This window comes from Natronospirillum operosum (genome assembly GCF_004768465.1).
Classification (GTDB): Bacteria; Pseudomonadota; Gammaproteobacteria; order Pseudomonadales; family Natronospirillaceae; genus Natronospirillum; species Natronospirillum operosum.
This window is the reverse complement of sequence record NZ_SRMF01000014.1, coordinates 1-18,869: the sequence shown is the minus strand read 5'-3', so window position 1 is coordinate 18,869 and position 18,869 is coordinate 1. Positions and strand designations below refer to the sequence as shown.

Here is an 18,869-nt window from a genome sequence, read left to right as displayed (position 1 = left end):
CCTGCAATTTGATTCTGTGGGTGGTCAGGCGATTTCGGACAACGGCACTGCGGTGTCCAGCCCGGCCCGTATAACCCGAACGCCCTGTGCTTCCAGTCGACGCACGGCATCATCCGGGCAGTCGGCATCGGTGATCAGCACCGAGACGGTCGCCCAGGGCAATTCAAGGTTGTGAATGCGCCGGCCCAGCTTGGAGGATTCGGCCATGACGATGACTTCGCGCGCCACTTCGGCCATGACCCGGCTCAGCGTGACCAGTTCGTTGAAGGTGGTGGTGCCGCGCTCGAGATCCAGGCCATCGGCGCCGATAAACAGCTGATCAAAGTTGAACGCCCGCAGTACCTGTTCCGCCAGTTGCCCCTGAAAACTCTCCGAGCGCGCATCCCAGGTGCCGCCTGTCATCAGCAGGGTGGGTTCGTTTTCCAGTTCGCGCAGGGCATTGGCCACATCCAGCGCATTGGTCATGACCACCAGCCCCTGTCGATGCGACAGTTTTGGCAACAGAGCCGCCGTGGTGCTGCCGCTGTCGATGATCAGCCGGTTATGGTCCTGAATCAGCTCGGCGGCGGCGTGCGCCAGCAGTTTCTTTCGTTCTGAAACTTTTTCTTCCGATGGGTCCGGCACCATATCGCCCGGCATGGGCACGGCGCCGCCATAACGACGCAGCAGCAGGCCATTCTGTTCCAGTTCGGCAAGGTCCTTGCGGATGGTGACTTCGGAGGTGCCAAAGCGGCGGGCGAGTGCCTCTACACTGACTTCGCCCTGGTCCGAGACCAGTTCGACGATAGTGCGCCGCCGCTGTTGGGTGTTACGTTTGGCCATGCTGATCGCCATTTAAATTTCGAAACGAAACTTATTCTATCGATCCGAAAGATAAATGCAAGCCATCGAATGGTTCGACTAGCTCAGATCAAACTCATCCCAGTGCTCCAGCGTTCGGGCGATGCTCAGCTCGGCCATCTGGGCCGCCGACACCAGGGGCCGGTAGGCCCAGACGGTCGCCCCGGCCCGGCTGGCGGCGGTCAGGCCAGGCAAGCTGTCTTCCAGCACCAGGCAGTCGCGGATATCGACCTTCATGGCGGCCGCAGCCTGCTGGTAGATGGCCGGGTCCGGCTTGGCCACGCCCAGGGTTTCAGCATCGAAGCGGTGGGCGGCCGGGAAAAAGGCATCCAGGCCGGAGACTTCCAGCTTCATGTCCAGCTCGTTGCGCCGCGAATTGGTGACCAGGGCAAAGGGGCGATCAAGCCGGTCCAGCACCCGCTCGATGCCGTCCATGGTGGTCAGTTCGGCGCGCAGCGCGGCATTGAAGAACTGTTCGTTGTCGGTCATGAAGGAGTCCGGCAGTGCACCACCCAGACTGGCTTCGATCATCTTCATGCAGTCCGGCCAGCTGTGGCCGGTGAAGGTACGGCCGACCTCGTCTTCGGAATAGTCCAGACCGAGGCGCAACAGGGAACGGTGCAGAGAACGGGTGGCGATGGTTTCGGAATCGATCAGCACGCCATCACAATCAAAGAGTACAGCACTATAGGTCATCAATATGGCTCAACTACGGGGTTTCTTTACCGGCCGCCGCCAACTGGACAGAGTCAGCTGGCGACTGCGCGACAGGGTAAGCTGGTCGGCCGGAGCATCCTTGGTGATCACCGAGCCGGCCCCGATAAAGGCGCCATCCTCGACGCGCACCGGGGCCACCAGGGTGCTGTTGGAGCCGACAAAGGCGCCGACTCCGATGTCCGTATGGTGCTTGTTGGCGCCATCATAGTTGCAGGTGATGGTGCCAGCACCGATATTGGCACCGGCACCGACCCGGGCATCACCGATATAGGTCAGGTGATTGACCTTGGCGCCGGCCTCTATGGTGGCCTTCTTGACCTCGACAAAGTTGCCGACCTTGGCGCCATCGTCGAGCCTGGTCTCGGGGCGCAGCCGGGCGAAGGGCCCAACCTGGCAATGCTGTCCGACTGCGGCATCCTCGATCACGCTGTTGGGCAGCACTTCGGTGCCATTGCCCAGGGTGGCATTGCGAATGACGCAGTTGGGGCCGATGCGAACCCGCTCCCCCAGCTGTACATTGTCCAGCACCACATTGATGTCGATCTCGCTGTCCTGACCCACGGTGACGCGGCGACGCAGATCCACCCGGGCCGGGTCGGCCAGCGTGACCCCCGCCAGCATCAGTTCTTCCGCCCGCTGCTGCTGGCAGCGGCGCTCCAGTACTGCCAGTTGCACCCGGTTGTTCACACCCAGGGTTTCGTCGATATCCGGCGGCTGTACGGCCTGCACCGGCACGCCATCAGCCACGGCCAGCGCCACCAGGTCGGTCAGGTAGTACTCGCCCTGGGCATTGTCATTGCGCAGGCGGGGCAGCCAGTCGTGCAGGCGCTTGCCCGGCACGGCAACAAAGCCGGTATTGATCTCGTTGATGGCCTGCTGCGCCGGCGAGGCATCCTTCTGTTCGACAATGCCGACGATGGCCTTTGCATCATCACGCTGGATGCGGCCATAACCGGTGGGGTCGGCCAGAGTAACCGTGAGCAGGGTCAGGGCCTGCTGCTGCTCTGGCGCCAGCAACGGCTGCAGAGTTTCCGGGCGAATCAGCGGCACATCACCGTACAGCACCAGTACCCGTTCTTCGGCCCGAATATGCGGCAGCGCCTGCATGACGGCATGCCCGGTGCCCAGTTGTTCGGTCTGCTGCACAAACTGCAGATCTGCTTCGATATCGGCCAGGGCGGCCTGCACGGTGTCGGCACCATGGCCGACGACCACAGTAATGCGCTGACCCAGTGCACTGGCGGTGCGCACCACATGACGAATCAAGGGTTCACCGGCCAGCGGGTGGCAGACCTTGGGCAGTTCGGACTTCATGCGGGAACCCTGACCGGCGGCCAGGATGACAATATGGGTGGGGGCTGAAGGCGTGGCCGTCATGCGGAACCTGTCTTGCGTGGCTGATGGAAAGGCGGATATTGTACGTTGTGACAGTCGGTCTGCCTATGCCCGCCCGATAACGGCGAAACCCGGACAGTGTTTGCGGGCTGTGCTAACCTGATTCGAGACATAAAAAAAAATTAACCAGCAAAAGGACTTTCACTATGGAAAGCTCGGTACTCTCGGCAATTGTATTGCCGCTCTCTCTGTTCGTGGTCATGGCCGGGATTGGTCTCAGCCTGCAACTGCGTGATTTTGCCAACGTGATCAAGTACCCGCGCACAGTACTGACCGGCCTGGGTGGGCAGTTGATTCTGCTGCCGCTGATCGCGTTGCTGCTGATCTGGATCTACCCCTTCGCCAGTCCGCTGGTTGCAGCCGGCTTCCTGATCATTGCGCTGGCTCCGGGTGGTGCAACCTCCAACCTGTTTACCTTTCTGGCCAAGGGTGAAGTGGCGGCCAGCATTACGCTGACGGCCATTATCAGCCTGATCACGCCGTTCTCGATTCCGCTGCTGGCGGCCTGGTTCCTGAACGTGATCGACCCGGGCCAGATCCAGATTCCGCTGGTCGAGACCATTATCCAACTGGTGGCCATTACCTTTGTGCCGGTAGCCCTGGGTATGGCAGTACGCCGCTGGGCGCCGAATGTGGCGGAAAAGCTGATGACACCGGTGCAGATCTTCAGTCTGGCGACGCTGTTCATCATCATTGCGGGTATCGTGGCACAGACCTGGGACATCTTTGTCGCCAACTTCTGGTCCATGGCGCCGGTAACGACGCTGCTGGTGGCGCTGGCCTTTGCCGGTGGTTATGGCCTGGCGCGCATTGCCAATGTGACCGAAGCCGGGCGGCGCACGCTGTCGTTCGAGATCGGGCTGCAGAACGGCACCACGGCACTGCTGGTGACGGCGACCATTCTGGGTATTCCGGAGACCACGATCGCACCGATGTTCTACTCGATCATCATGTTCGTGTTTGCCGGCCTGGCGCTGGTGATCTTCCGCCGCGTCGGAGACCCGCAGGCCGCCGAAGCGGCTTGAGGTTGGTGGGGTGCCTGTAGGAGCGCACCCCGTGCGCGATGCCCTGGCCTTGGGGGTGGACTGTTCAGACCTGAGGAAAGCCACCTCTGTGGGGTACCCTGACCGCAGACACGCAAAAACGTCGTATCAGGCCCGTCCTTGGGCCTGACCCTCCGGGCTCGCTGCGCTCGTGCAAAAACGCTCTCGGCGTTTTTGTCCATGACAGCTCGACTGCGCACATCCCTGTGCGCAGACGGTCTGCGGATCAGGGTACCACCACGCGGTGGCCGCGCCATCAACGCCTCCCCAGCCCGCCCGCAACGTAGGCTTATATTGTAGGCAGTGGCCCTTGAGCAAGACCCGATACGTCGGACCGCCCTGCCTCTGTTGTAGCGAGCGACGCGAGTCGCGATGGGCGGCACAGCCGCCCTTGTTCGGGGCCTGCGGCCCCGGTCGGGACTTGCGTCCCTCGCTACAGGTTGAGGGTCTCAAACCCCCAGCCGGTCCCGCAGTTCATAGAAGAAGGCGCCGAGCGCGGTGTAGGGCTTGCGGAAGGCCCGGCCGCCGGGGAATGGCATATGACGCACGGTGCCGAAGGCATCAAAACGCTCTGCTTGACCTTTCAGGGTCTCGCTCACCAGCTTGCCGATCAGATGCGTGGTCGTGACCCCGTGGCCACTGTAGCCTTGCGCATAGAATATGCTCGGCGTCAGGCGACCCACCTGCGGCAACCGGCTGACCGTGAGCAGAAAGTCTCCGCCCCAGGCATAGTCCAGCTTGACCCCCTGCAACTGCGGAAAGGTCTTCTCCAGCCGCGGGCGCAGAAACGCCTCTATCGAAGCCGGATCACCACCACCGTAGGACACCCCACCCCCGTACAGCAGCCGGAAATCACCGGTCATCCGGTAGTAGTCCAGCTTGTAGTTGCAGTCTTCCACACATTCAAGGTTGGCAATCAGCTCCCGGGCTCGGGCTTCGCCCAGCACTTCGGTGGTCACGATCTGGGTACCGCAGGGCATGGAACGGGCGGACAGTTCCGGCACCAGACCGCCGAGATAGGCGTTGCCCGCAATCACCAGGTAGTCGGCGGTTACCCGGCTGCCGTTCTCCGTGGTCACCACCGGGCGCGGCAGGCGTTCGATAACGGCCACCCGGCTGTCTTCGAATATCTGTCCGCCCAGCGACTCTATGGCCGCCGCTTCACCCAGCGCCAGATTCAGCGGGTGAATATGGCCGCTGCGATGATCCAGCAGCGCCCCGGCATAGCGGTCGCTGCTGATCCGCGTGCGCACCGTGGCGGTGTCCAACAGTTCGGTCTGTTTGTGCCCGTAGCGCGCCCACAGTTGCTGGCGCGCTTCCAGTTCGGCCATCTGCTTGCTATTGAACGCGGCAAACAGGCCGCCCGGTCGATAGTCACAATCAATGCGGTACTTTTCGATACGATCACGGATGATATCGGCGCCCTCGAAGGCCATGCTGCCCAGCATTTTGGCTGTATCGGCGCCATGCTGACGCTCGATCACATCGATATCGCGGCTGTAGCTGTTGATCAGCTGGCCGCCATTGCGCCCCGAGGCCCCCCAGCCCACCCGGGCGGCTTCCAGCACCACCACCCGGAAGCCCGCTTCGACCAGATGCAGCGCGGTGGACAGCCCGGTATAGCCGGCGCCGATAATGCAGACATCCGTGTCCATATCGGCGCGCAACGGGGGCCGCTCTGGTGCCGCATGGGCTGTGGCAGCGTAATAGGAGGTGGTGTGTTCGGTACGGCTCATGTCCGGATGTCCTTCAATCGGCGTCGATGTGCAGCGGCGCTCAAGCCGCTGCCAGAATGGATTTTTTCAGCGCGGCAACCAACTGATCTATTTCGTCCTGGCTGATGATCAGGGGTGGCGACAGCGCAATGGTATCGACGCTGCAGCGCACCAGCGCATTGCTTTCCCAGAAGCAGTGACGGTACACCCGATAACCGCGCGCGCCCGGCTTGTCGTCCGCCTCCAGTTCAACGGCACCCACCAGCCCCATATTGCGGATGTCTTTCACATTGGGCAGGTCACGCAGGCTGTGCAGGGCGTCCTCCCAGTAGGCTTCCAGTTCCAGCGCGCGCTGGAACAAGTCTTCCTGTTCATAGATATCCAGCGAGGCCAGGCCGGCCGCAGCCGCTACCGGATGCCCGGAGTAGGTGTAACCGTGGAACAGCTCGATGGCCTCTTCCGGCCCCTGCATGAAGGCTTCATGGATGGTGTCGGAAACAAAAACCGCACCCATCGGAATGGCGCCATTGGTCAGCCCCTTGGCGGCAGTGATCATGTCCGGCGTTACCCCGAGGCGGTTGGCAGCAAAGGCTTCGCCCACGCGACCAAAACCGGTGATGACCTCATCGAAGATCAGCAGAATGTCGTGCTTGAGAGTAATTTCGCGCAGCCGCTGCAGATAGCCTCTGGGCGGAATGATGACCCCGCCCGAACCGGCCATGGGTTCCACCATGACAGCCGCCACATTCTCCGGCCCGTGCAGCGCCAGAATGTCCTCCAGTGCGTCGGCCAGATGCGCCCCCTGCTCCGGCATGCCCCGGCTGAAGGCGGCTTCCGGCAGCAGGGTATGTGGCAGGTGATCCACCCCGGGCAACTGGACCGGGAAGGCACGGCGGTTGTTGCCCATGCCACCGACGGAAATACCGCCAAAGCCCACACCATGATAGCCCTTGTCGCGTCCGATCAGCCGCGTGCGCTGGTGCTGGCCGCGTGCACGCTGATAGGCCAGGGCAATTTTCAGGGCAGTATCCGCCGACTCCGAGCCGGAATTGGTGAAAAACACCTGATTCAGCCCTTCCGGCGTGTGCCCGACCAGGCGCTGGGCCAGTTCGAAGGCCGGGGGGTGTCCCATCTGAAACGGCGGCGCATAATCCATGGTATGGATCTGCTCGCTCACCGCCCGGGTGATGGCTGCCCGGCCATGACCGGCGTTGGTACACCACAGGCCGGCAGTGCCATCCAGGATGCGGGTGCCGTCATGACGCTGATACCACATGCCTTCCGCAGCCACCAGCATGCGCGGTTCGGCCTTGTACTGGCGATTGGCCGTAAACGGCATCCAGAACGAATCGGTAGAGACGGGGGGCTGTGCAACCATAAGAGCACCTGTATTAAATATTGAACACCTGAGGCCACCAGTCTATGTAAAAATTACCAAACATCAACCGTTTTGGCGGCTCGCATCTGATCTCCTGCAGCCACCGAAAGAGGTTGTATAACCTGTTGGAGCGGAGCGGCGAGTGTCTGCAAGGCGGCGCTGCCGAGGACCCATATGCCGTTCTGTGCAAGTGTTCGATATATTGAATTATTCTCCCCACCTGAGCTACTGTAGGCACATCATTTTCGTTACCGGCAACGAGGCAGCTTCATGGCCACTACCAGGACACTGGACTACTGGACCCAACGCGCAGCAGAGATCACTTTCGACGGCCGTGCCTGGATTGACGGCGCGGCGAGAGACGCCGCCAGCGGCGAGACCTTCCCCTGCCACAGCCCGATTGACCGGCGCCATCTGGCCGATGTCGCCGCCTGTGATGCCGCCGATATCGACCTGGCTGTTGCAGCCGCCCGCCGCGCCTTCGACGAGGGCGTATGGCGCCGCAAGTCACCGGCCCAGCGCAAGAAGGTACTGCAGCGCTTTGCCGACCTGCTGGAGCAGAATGCCGAAGAACTGGCCCTGACCGATACTCTGAACATGGGCAAGCCGATCAGCGATGCGCTGGGTATAGACGCCCGCGCCACCCCCAATTGTTTCCGCTGGACCGCCGAAGCCATCGACAAGGTGTATGACGAAATCGCGCCGACTGGCGACGATGAACTGGGCCTGGTCACGCGCGAGCCGGTCGGTGTGGTGGGCGCCATCGTGCCCTGGAACTTCCCCATGATCATGGCCTCGTGGAAGCTGGCGCCGGCCCTGGCCATGGGCAACTCCGTGGTGCTCAAGCCGTCCGAAAAGAGCCCGCTCAGCGCGTTGAAGCTGGTCCGCCTGGCCGAAGAGGCCGGGCTGCCCAGCGGCGTATTCAATGTCGTGCCCGGCTTTGGTCATACCGCCGGCAAGGCGCTGGCCCTGCACAATGACGTTGACACCCTGGTGTTTACCGGCTCCACCGGCGTCGCCAAGCAGTTGATGATCTATGCCGGCGAATCCAACATGAAGCGGGTCTGGACCGAAGCCGGCGGCAAGTCACCCAATATCGTCTTTGCCGATGCGCCGGATCTCGAGGAAGCCGCCAAGGCCGCTGCCAGCGCCATCTTCTTCAATATGGGTGAAGTCTGTACCGCCGGCTCACGCCTGCTGGTCGAAGACAGCATCGCCGATGCCTTCATGGAGCAGGTACGCGCGGCGGTCAAGACCTGGCGCCCCGGCAATCCGCTGGACCCGAACACCAATATCGGCCCCATTGTCGATGAAGGCCAATTGAAGCGCGTGCTCGACTATATCGACAAGGGCAAGCGCGAAGGCGCCCGCCTGACCGCCGGCGGCAACCGGGTGACCGACCTCGGTGACGGCTATTATGTGGAACCCACCGTGTTCGAGGATGTGCAGCCCGAGATGAGCATCTGCAAGGAAGAGATCTTCGGCCCCGTATTGTCCGTTGTGCGCTTCAAGCAGGAAGAAGACGCCGTGCGCATCGCCAATGACAGCATCTATGGCCTTGCCGCTGCCCTCTGGACCAGCAACCTCAGTCGCGCCCATCGCGTCGCCCGCGCCCTGCGGGCCGGCTCGGTGTGGGTCAATCAGTATGACGGTGGCGACATGACCGCACCGTTCGGTGGCTACAAGCAATCCGGCAATGGCCGCGACAAGTCACTGCATGCGTTCGACAAGTACTCCGAGGTCAAGGCGACCTGGATCAAGCTGTAACTCAGACCAGTAATTGAGCACGGTCACAATGCGGCCAAGGGACTGGCCTAGTCAAAGAAACACCTCGTCCAGCGTACTGGCATCGAGAATGGAGTCGGCCCACTCTTGCAGATCGGCCTCACCAGCCTGTTCAATTCGCTGCAGTGTGTCCGCATCCAGCTCGCCGAATCGGCGAACCAACTGGCGTTGGAGCACCAACCGCTCACCCAGGAGACGGCCCTCTTCACGGCCCTCTTCACGGCCCTCTTCACGACCCTCTTCACGGCCTTCCTCTCGACCTTCCTCGAGTCCCTGCTGCTTCCAGTCCTTCGTCCAGCGCCTTACCCTTTCTTCCAGCATATTCTGCACCTCGTCCAGCCCTTGCATTTCTTTCAATTCTACTCCCGGCAACCGTGCAGGCAACAAGACCTTTTGCATCCAGGCTGCAAAAGCCTGTTTGACCTCGCGTTGCTCTGGGCTGCTCACCCACTCGACCAGAGCGTCCAACACCGAGCGGATGTCTTGCGTCGTCTGACTGTGCTCCAGCCGGAATAACGCTGAAACCAGATTCCGGGTTTCCGGCAAGGGCTCGTGCTTGTAGTCCGATTCGTCGATCAGGAGATAACGCATGTTCGGCTGAAACAGGGCCAACCCTTCAGGTGGTTCCTCCAACAGGAGCGACAGCTCCCGAGCTGCCTGCCAGGTCGGTTCTCCGTTGTACAGGACAATGGGCAGAACGGGCGGCAGTTTGTCGCTGCGACCCAAAGAGCCAGACTGCACCAGCATTTGGTAGAGCAAACCGACATAGGTCAGCATGCGCAAGGGCATCCATCGGTCAGGCCGGGACTGGAATTCCAGCAACAGATAGATATACAGCCAACTGTCAGCCTCCTGCCAACGAACCCGCCACAGGCAGTCGGCCCGTCGCTCCTGAAGTTGACGGGTAATGAAGTCAGTCTTTACCGGCTCCAGGGTCTCCATGTTCAGGCTTTCAACCCATGCCTGGTCCACAAAGCCTCGCAGAAGATCTGCCACCATTTCGGGCTGACTGAACAAGAGTCGGTAGCTGTGGTCATGCTGAGTTCTTCTCGCCATGCGGCCCTCCATGAAGTGCTACCACCATGCTAAAACAGAGCGAGAAGAGTGAAACTGCCCTATGGTTCAGATCGATGCCCGGAAATCGCATTACAGAGACATGTCGGTCAGGGGTTGGGCGTTCCGCATTGCCAAGGGATACGCCAGCAGATAATAAGGGGCTGTGAAAAAGTGGTGAACCTCACACCAGACCCATTGAAAGTCTTCGGGTAGTTCGATTGTTTCACCATAGAAGGCCTGGTTGACGTTGAGCCACAGCTGGCTGATGGATTGCTCGGTTACCTCCGGCAGGTCATGCAGGGCAAGTTCAAAGCGCGCCAGCATACGGTGTCTGTGGTCCATTTCCATACGCTGATACTGCAAATAATGGTCGGCTGGCTCGGCCATCGGGCCTCCAGACTGCATCAGCCAATGCGCCAGGGTCTGCTCGGCCGAGAGCGCTGCCATCTCGCTTTCAACAGCAGGGAGCGGAATGTGGCCATTGCCGGCGGCTCTGTGCTGCTCCTGGTGCAGGGCATGTCCCAGTTCATGCATCAGCAGCATCAAGTGATAGAGGTCGGGCACGTAAGGCAGGCGCACCCAGGAGCCCATGGGTGTGTCCAGACACAGCGGAACAGTGTTCGAGTCTGATGGCCGCACGGCCAGTCGACCCTTCTGCACCAATAGATGCAAGCGCTCGGCGCTTTGTGGATTCAGATCATTCAGGGCCTGCAGAATCAGTTGCACGGCGTCCTCTGGCAGCATGGCCGGAATCGCCATCCGGTCCTGCTCGAACGCCCTGAAATCATTCAAGGTACAGAAGCTCAGCGCATTTTGATGCTGCACCTCTCTGATGTAGTGGTGTACCGCCTGGAACTCCGGTTCAAGAACACGCGTCAGCTGTTTCTTGTCCACATCATTTTGCCGGCACCACAGACGGAGCGCCAATGGCAGCCCGTCACCCTGAACGGTCTTTTCCAGCTCAACGCGCTGCCGCAACAGATCTGCAAGAGCGGCCCGACAGGAACCCTTTTCTGGTTGCAGTTGGCTGGCAAGCTGTTGGTATTGCGCACCCAGTGTCCGCAGTGTCTGGGCAAAATCGGGTTGATCGCAACGGTAACGCTGCAGACTGGTTAGCCATGTCTGATGTTCAGGCATTGCGATGCACCAGTGATCTGAATGCTGTTGCAGTTCGCTGAGCAGGGGTTGCGTCTGCGCCATCAGGGTTTGACTGAGGTCTGCCTGCAGCCGTTCCAGCATCGATTGCGACTGTTTGGTGGTCCTGCCCTCAAGGCGCTGCAGAGTAATCTGCGCAGACAATGCCTCGAAGGCCTGATCAAGGTCGAGATACTCTCGGATCAAAGGCCGAAGTGTATCCGGAGTAGCGCATTTCAGTGCGGTCGGTATCGCGGTGGCGATTTCACCGGCCCACTGCTCCAGTTGTGCGGCAGAGGCCTGCATCTCGCTGATATCAAGACACTGTATTTGCCATTGGCTGTCCATGCCTTCTGCTCCCTGAGTCCATTTTGTGATTCTTGCGAACCTTGCTGTCAGTGGCGATAGAAATAGCTGACCGAGAAGGTGGGCGAGTCCAGGCAATAGACTTCATGAAACCAACTGGCCGGCTGCACCAGAAGCTCGCCGGGCTGCAGTATGACTTCCAGCCGCTGTGCCTCCTTGAATCGCGGGAAGCGCTGGTATTCAGGCTGCTCCGGCGACACCCAGCAGGGCTGGTAATTGTTCCAGGCCTTCATCGGATACAGCAGCGGCGCCTGATCCGGTGAGTACAGAATCAAACGCTTGCGGCCCATAATCTGATAGAGAAACCCGTCCATCGGGTCGCGATGCAGGGTGCTGGCCGGCATGGTCACGGGGACCGACCCGAGCCATATCTGCGGTTCTATGTAATCATGCAGACTGAAATACCCCGGCACAAACGCCGAGCGCATCGCCTCTGGCAGCGCGCAGCCCTCTGTGTAGGGTTTGGTATGCCCCTCGATGATCTTCCCGACCCTGGCTGCGTTGAAAGCACGCATGGACGCCACAAACTCGGCGACCGTTTCCTGATGCTCTGCTGAACGCACCCGCAGGGGGACATCGCCGTATTCATTTGCCAGTCGATCCAGTGTCCAGGGGCGAGAATCCCTGGGTAACGGCGGATCCGTCACAATCATGGGTCGACCCTCGGACAAGGCAGTCAGTAGCTCCAGCTCCGTCGGTCGTTCCACGCGCTCTACTTCCTTGATCCGGTAGGCTGAACTGGCCTTCTCGGTGGCTGCGCTCATGCGCGTCAGGGCATCGCTTGAAGGCTGCAAGAGCGCCTTGGCAATGCGGTTGATGGTCTCGAGGTTGCCGTCAAGACGCACTGTGCTCATGATCTCCGGATCCCGGAAATCAACGGTCTCGATGTCTTCCACCAGTCGCTGGGCTGTTGTCACTGGTATGGTCAGTTCTGCTGATGCCGCACTGCTGTCCGGACCGGAAAAGTGCAGGCCTGCTGCCGAAAAGCAGATATCCAGCGACCACTCCGACGGGCCGTCGGTCAGCCTGAGCCGACAATCCCCTTCCTCGCCCAACGGGTTTTCAAAACCCTGAACCAGCAGGTCCTGAAATTGTTCCAGGTATTTCTGCCCGTCACCGACTGGCGTTGCTCTGTCCTTTGCCAATGTCATAACCATCTCCTGATATCCTGATGAGTGAGATACACCAATTCCGTCAATCCGTTCGCCAAACGTGCCTGCGCATCCAGCAACGCCATCTGTCTGTTGAGGAGGTCTTCCTGCCGCCGCTCGACATCCAGCAGACTCGAGAACCCCTGCTCGTAACGGGCCACTTCATGAGCCAGTGCCTGTTCACTCAATGTCAGTCCGTCACGTAGCAGCGCTATCTCGTGACGTGTCTCGGCCAGTTCCTCCTGAGCGCGATCACGATCTGCCAGCAGCCGGCCACGGGCATCCTGCAAGCGCCATTGCGCAGCATCCCGGTCAGCTTCGGCGCGGCGCTGGGTCTCGCGCGTGGCAATATCACGTAAGGCGTAACTCAGACGAATGCCGAAGGCTTCGGTTTCCTGATCAGGCACGCTTTCCCGATAGTCCTTTTCAAAGCGATAGAACAGGCTCACTTCAGGCCAGTGGTCCCGCTCGGCCCGAGTGACCGACAGCCGGGCCGAGCGTTGCTCACTCAGACTGACCTGCAGTTCCGGGTGATCACCGGGGCTGAACTCGACCTGCTCCACCGGCTGCAGCCAGTCAATCAACTGCGCCAGTGAATCCAGCGGTGTGACGGCCACGGGTTCCCGAATGCGCAATCCCAGTTGCCGCTGCTGTCGTTGCAGCTCTGCCTCGGAGCGCGCCGATGCTGCAGCCTGTTCCGCGACATCCAGACGGGCCAAGTCCACATCCAGCTCTGTGCTCTGGCCTTCCAGCCAGAGTGTTTCGGTGGTATCCAGCAAGTGTTCATAGTGGGTGAGCAAGGCCTGCTCCACCTGTACTCTGTCGGCCAGCCGCTGCAGCTCAATCAGATCCTGCACCGCGTCGCGCTGGGCTTCGAACTGATGCAGCTCACCCTGGCTGTCAAAGCGGGCTCTGTCCTCACGGGCCAACTGGATGGGAATGCGATTGAAGGCCGGTGTAAACCCACGCAAGACAGGTTGCTGAATATCGAGGGATACCTGCTGGTTTTCCTGATAATCCTCCGGCAAACCGCTGGGCACGTCACTCACCTGTTCACCGTACTGGTATTCCAGACCCAGATTGACTTCGGTGCCTAGCAGAGTGGTCCAGTCCGAATCCAGACGTGATGTGAGACCGCGCTGCTCGGATGTGGCAGGCTCTCGGCGCGTTTCGTCTTCCCAGCGACTGGACAGGGTCAGATCCGGGATGTACCACTCTTCGGCCTGTTGCAGCGCCAGCGCTTCGGCAGGTTGACGTGCCCGGTGTTCGAGTATGCGCAGCTCCTGCACGGCGACTCGGTTCAGATAGGTGACGGGGTCCATCTCCGGCAGCACCGGTTCTGCCACCAGGCGATCCGCCAGACCAACCGATGCCAGCAACAGGCAGACAATCGGAGTATTGCTTCTGCCGATCATCATGAAGGCTCGCTCAGGGCGGTGCGCAGATGCTTGGTGAACGGGTCGAACAGGTAACTGATCAGACGACGCTCGCCGGACTTGATCTCGACAGACAGTTGGAGGCCGGGACGCAGGAATACCTCTGGCGGAACACTGCGCCCGGTCAGGTTGATCTCGGTGATCTCCCCGCGCATGCGATATCGGCGCTGACCGTCTTCTGTATCTTCGGAAGAACTGGAAACAAAACCGACCCGGCCATGAATATAGCCATGATCGTCCGGGTTGTTGCCCAGAGAACTGGCCCGAAACTCCATACCCGGCTCAACCCAGACGGCATAGTTGGACGGAATCTCAATTTCGATCTGCAGGTCGTCCTCGTTGAAAGCCGGCCGCAAATGCACCAGGGCATCCCCTTCACTCAGCGCTTCACCCGGGCCTCGCACTTCCACATTGTCCACCCGGCCGGCAAAGGGTGCGACCACCTCCATTTCCGAGAGAATTCGCTGCTGGCGAGCCAGATTGAGCTCCGCCTGCCGGTACTGATCCAGATCATCCTGGATCTGTTGCAGACGTTCCACCCGAAAGTCATTGCGTCGTTGTTCCATTTCGACAGCCAGCCGAGCCAGTTCGGCCTGATCCGAGCGGATCGAGCCGCGCAACGAGACCACATTGCCCTCCAGTTCCTGCAGGCGTTTGCGCGCAGATTCCAGACTGGCAGTACTCTCTGCACCGCGTTCTACCAAACGGCCCAGGCGCGCCACCTCGTCGGCCTCCATGTCACGTGTGGCGGTGGCGATCAGCAGTCGTTCCTCACTGGTGTCCACATTGGCCTGCAGTACCTGCTGTGACTGCTCCAGCGTGGCCAAAACATCTTCCAGTTGCCGCCTCAGATAAGTCTGGTAACCGAGAGCACTGACCGAATCATCCAGCGCAGCAAGCTGAGTCGAGAAGTGCTCCATCAGGTGGCCGTTGGCCACCGGCTCCAGTTCGTAATAACGCGTCCAGATGCTGCGCCGCAGTGTCTGCTTCTCCTGCCGCAGACGCTCAATTTCCAGTGCCACCAGATGCGAATCAAAACGCACCAGCGGCTGGCCCTCGACAACCTCCTGCCCTTCCGTGACCAGTACCTCACTGACCCGACCGGACTCCACCGCTCGCACCTCGAACAACCGGGCGCGGGTCTCCAGCACCCCCTCCGCGGGCACAATCTTGTCGACCTTGAAGATGATGCCGCAGGTAATGGCGGTGCCCACCACCAGCAGAATGATCAGGGTCATCAGTTTCAGATCGATGGGAATGTTGAACCGCCGGCTGTACTCTTCATTGTCATGCAGCAGGTTCAGGGTATGCACTTCACGGAAGCTATACTGCATGGACCACCTCGGAATCACCTTCCAGCCCCATCCCGGTCAGGGCTTCATCCCGGCGCAGCATCGATTGCCACATCCGATGATAGCTGTTGTCCGACTGCAGCAATTCGTCGTGGGTGCCCACCGCTTCTATGGTGCCTGCTTGCATGACGACTATGCGGTCGCAATAGGACAGGGTGTTCAGCCGATGCGCGATGATGATACCGGTCTTGTCCTGACAGGCAGCGTAGATGGTTTCCTTGATGGTGTCTTCGGTTTCGTTGTCGAGCGCACTGGTGGCCTCGTCAAACAGCAGAATGTCACTGTTGCGCACCAGCGCCCGGGCAATGGCCAGGCGCTGACGCTGGCCGCCCGACAGGTTGCCGCCATCTTCCGACAGGGGTGTCATGAACTTCTGCGGCAGGCTGTCGACAAAGTCCTGACTGCCTGACTCTTCCAGCGCCTGCTGAATGTCCTCCAGGCCCGAGTCCAGACGGCCCAGATACACATTCTCGACCACAGAGGTATTGAACAGAAAGCTGGTCTGCTGCACCGAAGAAATACGTGAGCGCAGGGTATCCGGGCTGACCAGCGCCAGATCATGGCCATTGATCAGCACCTTGCCGCGGGTTGGCGCATAGAAGCCCATCAGCAGATTGGCCAGGGTCGACTTGCCCGAACCGCTGCCGCCCACAATACCGATGATCTCGCCCTGGCGAATGGTCAGATTGACATCGCGCAGTACATAAGCCTGCTCATCTTCATCGGGATTGTCGGCCGACACCGGATAACGGAACCAGAGGTCGCGGAATTCGATATCGCCTTCCAGATCCACCTGTGACCCGGAAAGCTGCAGTGCCGGCGGCTCCGGGGGCGTCAGTTCCGCCAGCTTGCGCCGTGCCAGCCGGAAGTTTTCCCAACCGTGCGCCGTCATCACCAGTGACACCAGCGGGTTGACCACATTGTTGGCCAGCATGTTGAAGGCGATCAGCTGCCCTATCGTCATCTGCTGGGCAAACACCGCCTGAGCCCCAAAGAAGATTACCGCAATGGTGATCAACTGACTCTGGAAGTTGACCAGCGCCCCCACCACATTGCTAAAGCGTGCAACATTGAACCCACCATAGAGGTTGTGCTCCAGGCTGGTATTGGCGCGATGGCGAAAATGCGACTCATTGGCCAGCGACTTGATGGTGCGCATGCCTTTCAGCGTCTCGATCAGCACAGACTGGAAGCTGGCATCATAGCCATACGCCTGCTTGACCCGGTTGCGCAGGGGCCGCAGTGCCACACCGACCGTGAACGCCATCCCGAAACCGATGGCCAGCACCACCAGGGAGAGCTGCACGCTGTAGACAAACAGAATCGGCAACACCACCAACAGCGAGATCACCGCCACCACGGATGACAGCATCTGCTTCACCAGAAAGTTGGAGGCTTCCTGTACCTGATCCACCAGCTTGGTGAGATCGCCCACCTTGCGCTGATCAAAGAAGGGCACATCCATCGCCATCAGGCGCCGGAACACCTCCTTGCCCAGCCCGTTCTGGTATTTGGCGAACAGCACACTTTCCTGATAATCGTGAAAACACTGAAACACACTGGTGGCCACTGCCGCCAGCAACAGCAGGACGACAACCACCACCAGGGAATTAATGGCTGAATAGGGCAGGATCTTGTCGGCAAAGGTCTGAAAACCCAGTGGCGTCGCCACCCCAAGCAAGGCCAGCACCACGGAGATACCGATGATGCCCCAGGCATAGCGCTTGTGGTTCAGAAAGTGATCGGTGACATAGGAACTGGAATAATGGGAACCGCCAGCAGTGCTGTTTGCACCAGATTTGCTCGCGGCCACGCCCGGTGTGGACTCCGTGTACTGAATGACCAGCACCTCAGAACACAGATCCAGCTCTTTTTTCAGCTCTGACCAAGTGCCTGAAAATTCGTCTACCACTTCATCAATATGGAAATAGGACCGCAACGTGACTGATCCATCTTCCTCAGCTGAAACCAGATAGGTATCGCCCTCGTCTGACAAGGCCACTAATGAAAATGTCTGTGCGGCACTCGGTTTCAAATGAGCCAGGACAGCATCGGCTGGCTTGACTTTGCATTCCACAGTCTTCAACTCATTGATCAGCGAGATCAATACCGAAGTCGCGATATGTTTGTTAGCAATTGATTTGTGCGCAGACAATCCGATACGGTTAGCCGCGCCGATGTTAGCAAGCGACTGGTCAATCTGATTGAGGCTATCTTCTTTTAGTTTTGCTGGGAGCATAAATATCTTGGCTCGCTAATTAATCGTCCGCTCTCAAATATATTTTATTTTCTAAATGTCTTTCGCACTGCATCATTTAAATTGGCCCAACCGGTTGCTTTAATGATTTTTTTCCTTGGTTTTGGTGTAGTAAACAATGGCCTCTATGGTTATCAATAACGGAATAAAAAAGACAGTAAAAATAAAAAGATTGACATCTCCAAATAGCACTCCCGTCTCTCCCAATAAAATTATAATTGCCATCATTTGTCCATAAATTGATGAAACTCTTATAAACAATCTCTTCATGGTAACCTCTCCAATAGAAGCGGCTCTCATTAAGAGCCGCATATTAAAATAACTTATGCTCTATATAGTTAAGGGTTTAAGTCAACATCTGAGCAAGCTCCTTGACCAGATAATACATAAGCAGCCCCTGTTGCTGTTCCAATTAAAATTGAGCCGGGACCAGTTGCAGAGAACCCTGCACCTGTAATCAATCCGGCAGTGGTGGCTTCGGCCGTACATTGTAGAAGAGCATCTGTATTTGCTGCCTCAGTATTGCTCTGAGTGTTACTGCTACTGCCACCACCACCGCCGTAGGCAGCATCCAGCTCAGTCGTCATCAGGTTGTGCTGTGCATACAATTTGGACATAATCATTTCTCCTTTGATCTTCCGGTTGAAGGAACCAGCTCTGTCTTTCAGGGCTGGTTATTCGGCGGGTGTGTCCGCACCCGCTGAATTCTTTGTTATTTATGTTGTACAGCCATTTGGTACTGCATTTAGGCCATGGCCAAGATAGGTTTTCCGTATTGAGCCATCTGCATTGCGTCGCAATGCAAAGCCTCTGGCATTCGGAAAAACAATGACCCTCAAATCATTGGCGATAAACTTCGCATGCCCCCAGGGCGCTACAAAATCATTGACCATCAGATATTCGCCAGCATTCCAGGCTTTGAATCCGGGAACAGCCTTGCCCTCCAGAACGATGTCCCGCCCGGCGTCATCCAACCAGGCCCAGGTCACAAAACCCACCGGGTTCTGCTGTTCATCCAGATAGAGCTTGTACTGGCCCAGCATCAGCGGCGGCAGAATGTCCTGATCCAGACTCCACAGCGGCCAGGTGCTGTGGTAATCAGCGTGGTTCATCAGCCACATCATCATGCCCAGGCTCTCGTAGAGGCTGAGTTGTATTGGCTGCTTTTCCTGAGTGGCGTGCTGATTGCCGTTCGTTGTTGTCATGGTTCGCGCCCTTCTTCCCTGATTGATCTGCTACCAAAG

Annotated in this window: 15 protein-coding genes; 2 read left to right on the top strand and 13 right to left on the bottom strand. The window is 59.1% G+C overall.

The genetic code is table 11. From position 1 onward, the window contains the following. Positions 1–24: 24 nt before the first annotated feature. From E4656_RS18740 to glmU, 3 genes are all read right to left on the bottom strand, one after another. Complete coding sequence (locus E4656_RS18740; protein ID WP_135484860.1) at positions 25–822, bottom strand: DeoR/GlpR family DNA-binding transcription regulator; 798 nt, start codon at positions 820–822, stop codon at positions 25–27. Between the two features lie 78 nt (positions 823–900). Beyond that, positions 901–1,536, bottom strand: a complete 636-nt coding sequence (locus E4656_RS18735) for an HAD family hydrolase (RefSeq protein ID WP_135484859.1) — start codon at positions 1,534–1,536, stop codon at positions 901–903. A 9-nt stretch (positions 1,537–1,545) separates the two neighbouring features. Next, entirely contained in the window at positions 1,546–2,934 is a 1,389-nt protein-coding gene (gene glmU, locus E4656_RS18730; protein WP_135484858.1) for a bifunctional UDP-N-acetylglucosamine diphosphorylase/glucosamine-1-phosphate N-acetyltransferase GlmU, read from the bottom strand. 164 nt (positions 2,935–3,098) lie between these two features. Here glmU and E4656_RS18725 point away from each other — a divergent pair, with 164 nt between their 5' ends. After that, positions 3,099–3,977, top strand: a complete 879-nt coding sequence (locus E4656_RS18725; RefSeq protein WP_135484857.1) for a bile acid:sodium symporter family protein — start codon at positions 3,099–3,101, stop codon at positions 3,975–3,977. Between the two features lie 467 nt (positions 3,978–4,444). On the opposite strand, the gene E4656_RS18720 is transcribed toward E4656_RS18725, so the two are convergent. Together E4656_RS18720 and aptA are read right to left on the bottom strand one after the other, a co-directional pair. Continuing rightward, a complete protein-coding gene (locus E4656_RS18720; protein ID WP_135484856.1) occupies positions 4,445–5,731 on the bottom strand; it encodes an NAD(P)/FAD-dependent oxidoreductase in 1,287 nt (428 codons plus the stop codon). Between the two features lie 40 nt (positions 5,732–5,771). Continuing rightward, positions 5,772–7,088, bottom strand: coding sequence for an omega-aminotransferase AptA (gene aptA / locus E4656_RS18715; RefSeq protein WP_135484855.1), 1,317 nt, complete (start codon positions 7,086–7,088; stop codon positions 5,772–5,774). A gap of 270 nt (positions 7,089–7,358) precedes the next feature. Between aptA and E4656_RS18710 the strand changes: the two genes are divergently transcribed. Continuing rightward, positions 7,359–8,855 (top strand): aldehyde dehydrogenase, encoded by a 1,497-nt coding sequence (locus E4656_RS18710; protein ID WP_135484854.1) that lies wholly within the window; start codon positions 7,359–7,361, stop codon positions 8,853–8,855. A gap of 51 nt (positions 8,856–8,906) precedes the next feature. Here E4656_RS18710 and E4656_RS18705 read toward each other — a convergent pair whose 3' ends face one another. The 8 genes from E4656_RS18705 to E4656_RS18670 form a co-directional block, all read right to left on the bottom strand. Beyond that, complete coding sequence (locus E4656_RS18705; protein ID WP_135484853.1) at positions 8,907–9,929, bottom strand: Rpn family recombination-promoting nuclease/putative transposase; 1,023 nt, start codon at positions 9,927–9,929, stop codon at positions 8,907–8,909. A 90-nt stretch (positions 9,930–10,019) separates the two neighbouring features. After that, complete coding sequence (locus tag E4656_RS18700; RefSeq protein ID WP_135484852.1) at positions 10,020–11,411, bottom strand: gluzincin family metallopeptidase; 1,392 nt, start codon at positions 11,409–11,411, stop codon at positions 10,020–10,022. Between the two features lie 47 nt (positions 11,412–11,458). Next, positions 11,459–12,580, bottom strand: a complete 1,122-nt coding sequence (locus E4656_RS18695; protein ID WP_167856145.1) for a cupin-like domain-containing protein — start codon at positions 12,578–12,580, stop codon at positions 11,459–11,461. Next, entirely contained in the window at positions 12,577–13,998 is a 1,422-nt protein-coding gene (locus E4656_RS18690) for a TolC family protein (RefSeq protein WP_135484850.1), read from the bottom strand. Before E4656_RS18690 ends, E4656_RS18695 begins: the two co-directional genes overlap by 4 nt. After that, positions 13,995–15,350: a putative HlyD family type I secretion protein gene (locus E4656_RS18685; protein ID WP_135484849.1), complete on the bottom strand. Its 1,356-nt coding sequence runs from the start codon at positions 15,348–15,350 to the stop codon at positions 13,995–13,997. The genes E4656_RS18690 and E4656_RS18685 overlap by 4 nt, the downstream gene beginning before the upstream one ends. Beyond that, positions 15,340–17,370: a peptidase domain-containing ABC transporter gene (locus tag E4656_RS18680; protein ID WP_167856144.1), complete on the bottom strand. Its 2,031-nt coding sequence runs from the start codon at positions 17,368–17,370 to the stop codon at positions 15,340–15,342. The genes E4656_RS18685 and E4656_RS18680 overlap by 11 nt, the downstream gene beginning before the upstream one ends. Positions 17,371–17,963: 593 nt before the next feature. Beyond that, positions 17,964–18,242 carry a hypothetical protein gene (locus E4656_RS18675; protein WP_135484847.1) on the bottom strand — a complete coding sequence of 93 codons (279 nt, stop codon included), beginning with the start codon at positions 18,240–18,242 and terminating at the stop codon, positions 17,964–17,966. Positions 18,243–18,341: 99 nt separating this feature from the next. Next, positions 18,342–18,830, bottom strand: coding sequence for a toxin-activating lysine-acyltransferase (locus tag E4656_RS18670; protein ID WP_135484846.1), 489 nt, complete (start codon positions 18,828–18,830; stop codon positions 18,342–18,344). Between the last annotated feature and the right edge of the window lie 39 nt (positions 18,831–18,869).

Bases quoted from the DNA above. Each gene is read 5' to 3' on its own strand.
- E4656_RS18740 (WP_135484860.1), bottom strand. From the start codon at position 822: ATGGCCAAACGTAACACCCAACAGCGGCGGCGCACTATCGTCGAACTG.
- E4656_RS18735 (WP_135484859.1), bottom strand. From the start codon at position 1,536: ATGACCTATAGTGCTGTACTCTTTGATTGTGATGGCGTGCTGATCGAT.
- glmU (WP_135484858.1), bottom strand. From the start codon at position 2,934: ATGACGGCCACGCCTTCAGCCCCCACCCATATTGTCATCCTGGCCGCC.
- E4656_RS18725 (WP_135484857.1), top strand. From the start codon at position 3,099: ATGGAAAGCTCGGTACTCTCGGCAATTGTATTGCCGCTCTCTCTGTTC.
- E4656_RS18720 (WP_135484856.1), bottom strand. From the start codon at position 5,731: ATGAGCCGTACCGAACACACCACCTCCTATTACGCTGCCACAGCCCAT.
- aptA (WP_135484855.1), bottom strand. From the start codon at position 7,088: ATGGTTGCACAGCCCCCCGTCTCTACCGATTCGTTCTGGATGCCGTTT.
- E4656_RS18710 (WP_135484854.1), top strand. From the start codon at position 7,359: ATGGCCACTACCAGGACACTGGACTACTGGACCCAACGCGCAGCAGAG.
- E4656_RS18705 (WP_135484853.1), bottom strand. From the start codon at position 9,929: ATGGCGAGAAGAACTCAGCATGACCACAGCTACCGACTCTTGTTCAGT.
- E4656_RS18700 (WP_135484852.1), bottom strand. From the start codon at position 11,411: ATGGACAGCCAATGGCAAATACAGTGTCTTGATATCAGCGAGATGCAG.
- E4656_RS18695 (WP_167856145.1), bottom strand. From the start codon at position 12,580: ATGACATTGGCAAAGGACAGAGCAACGCCAGTCGGTGACGGGCAGAAA.
- E4656_RS18690 (WP_135484850.1), bottom strand. From the start codon at position 13,998: ATGATGATCGGCAGAAGCAATACTCCGATTGTCTGCCTGTTGCTGGCA.
- E4656_RS18685 (WP_135484849.1), bottom strand. From the start codon at position 15,350: ATGCAGTATAGCTTCCGTGAAGTGCATACCCTGAACCTGCTGCATGAC.
- E4656_RS18675 (WP_135484847.1), bottom strand. From the start codon at position 18,242: ATGTCCAAATTGTATGCACAGCACAACCTGATGACGACTGAGCTGGAT.
- E4656_RS18670 (WP_135484846.1), bottom strand. From the start codon at position 18,830: ATGACAACAACGAACGGCAATCAGCACGCCACTCAGGAAAAGCAGCCA.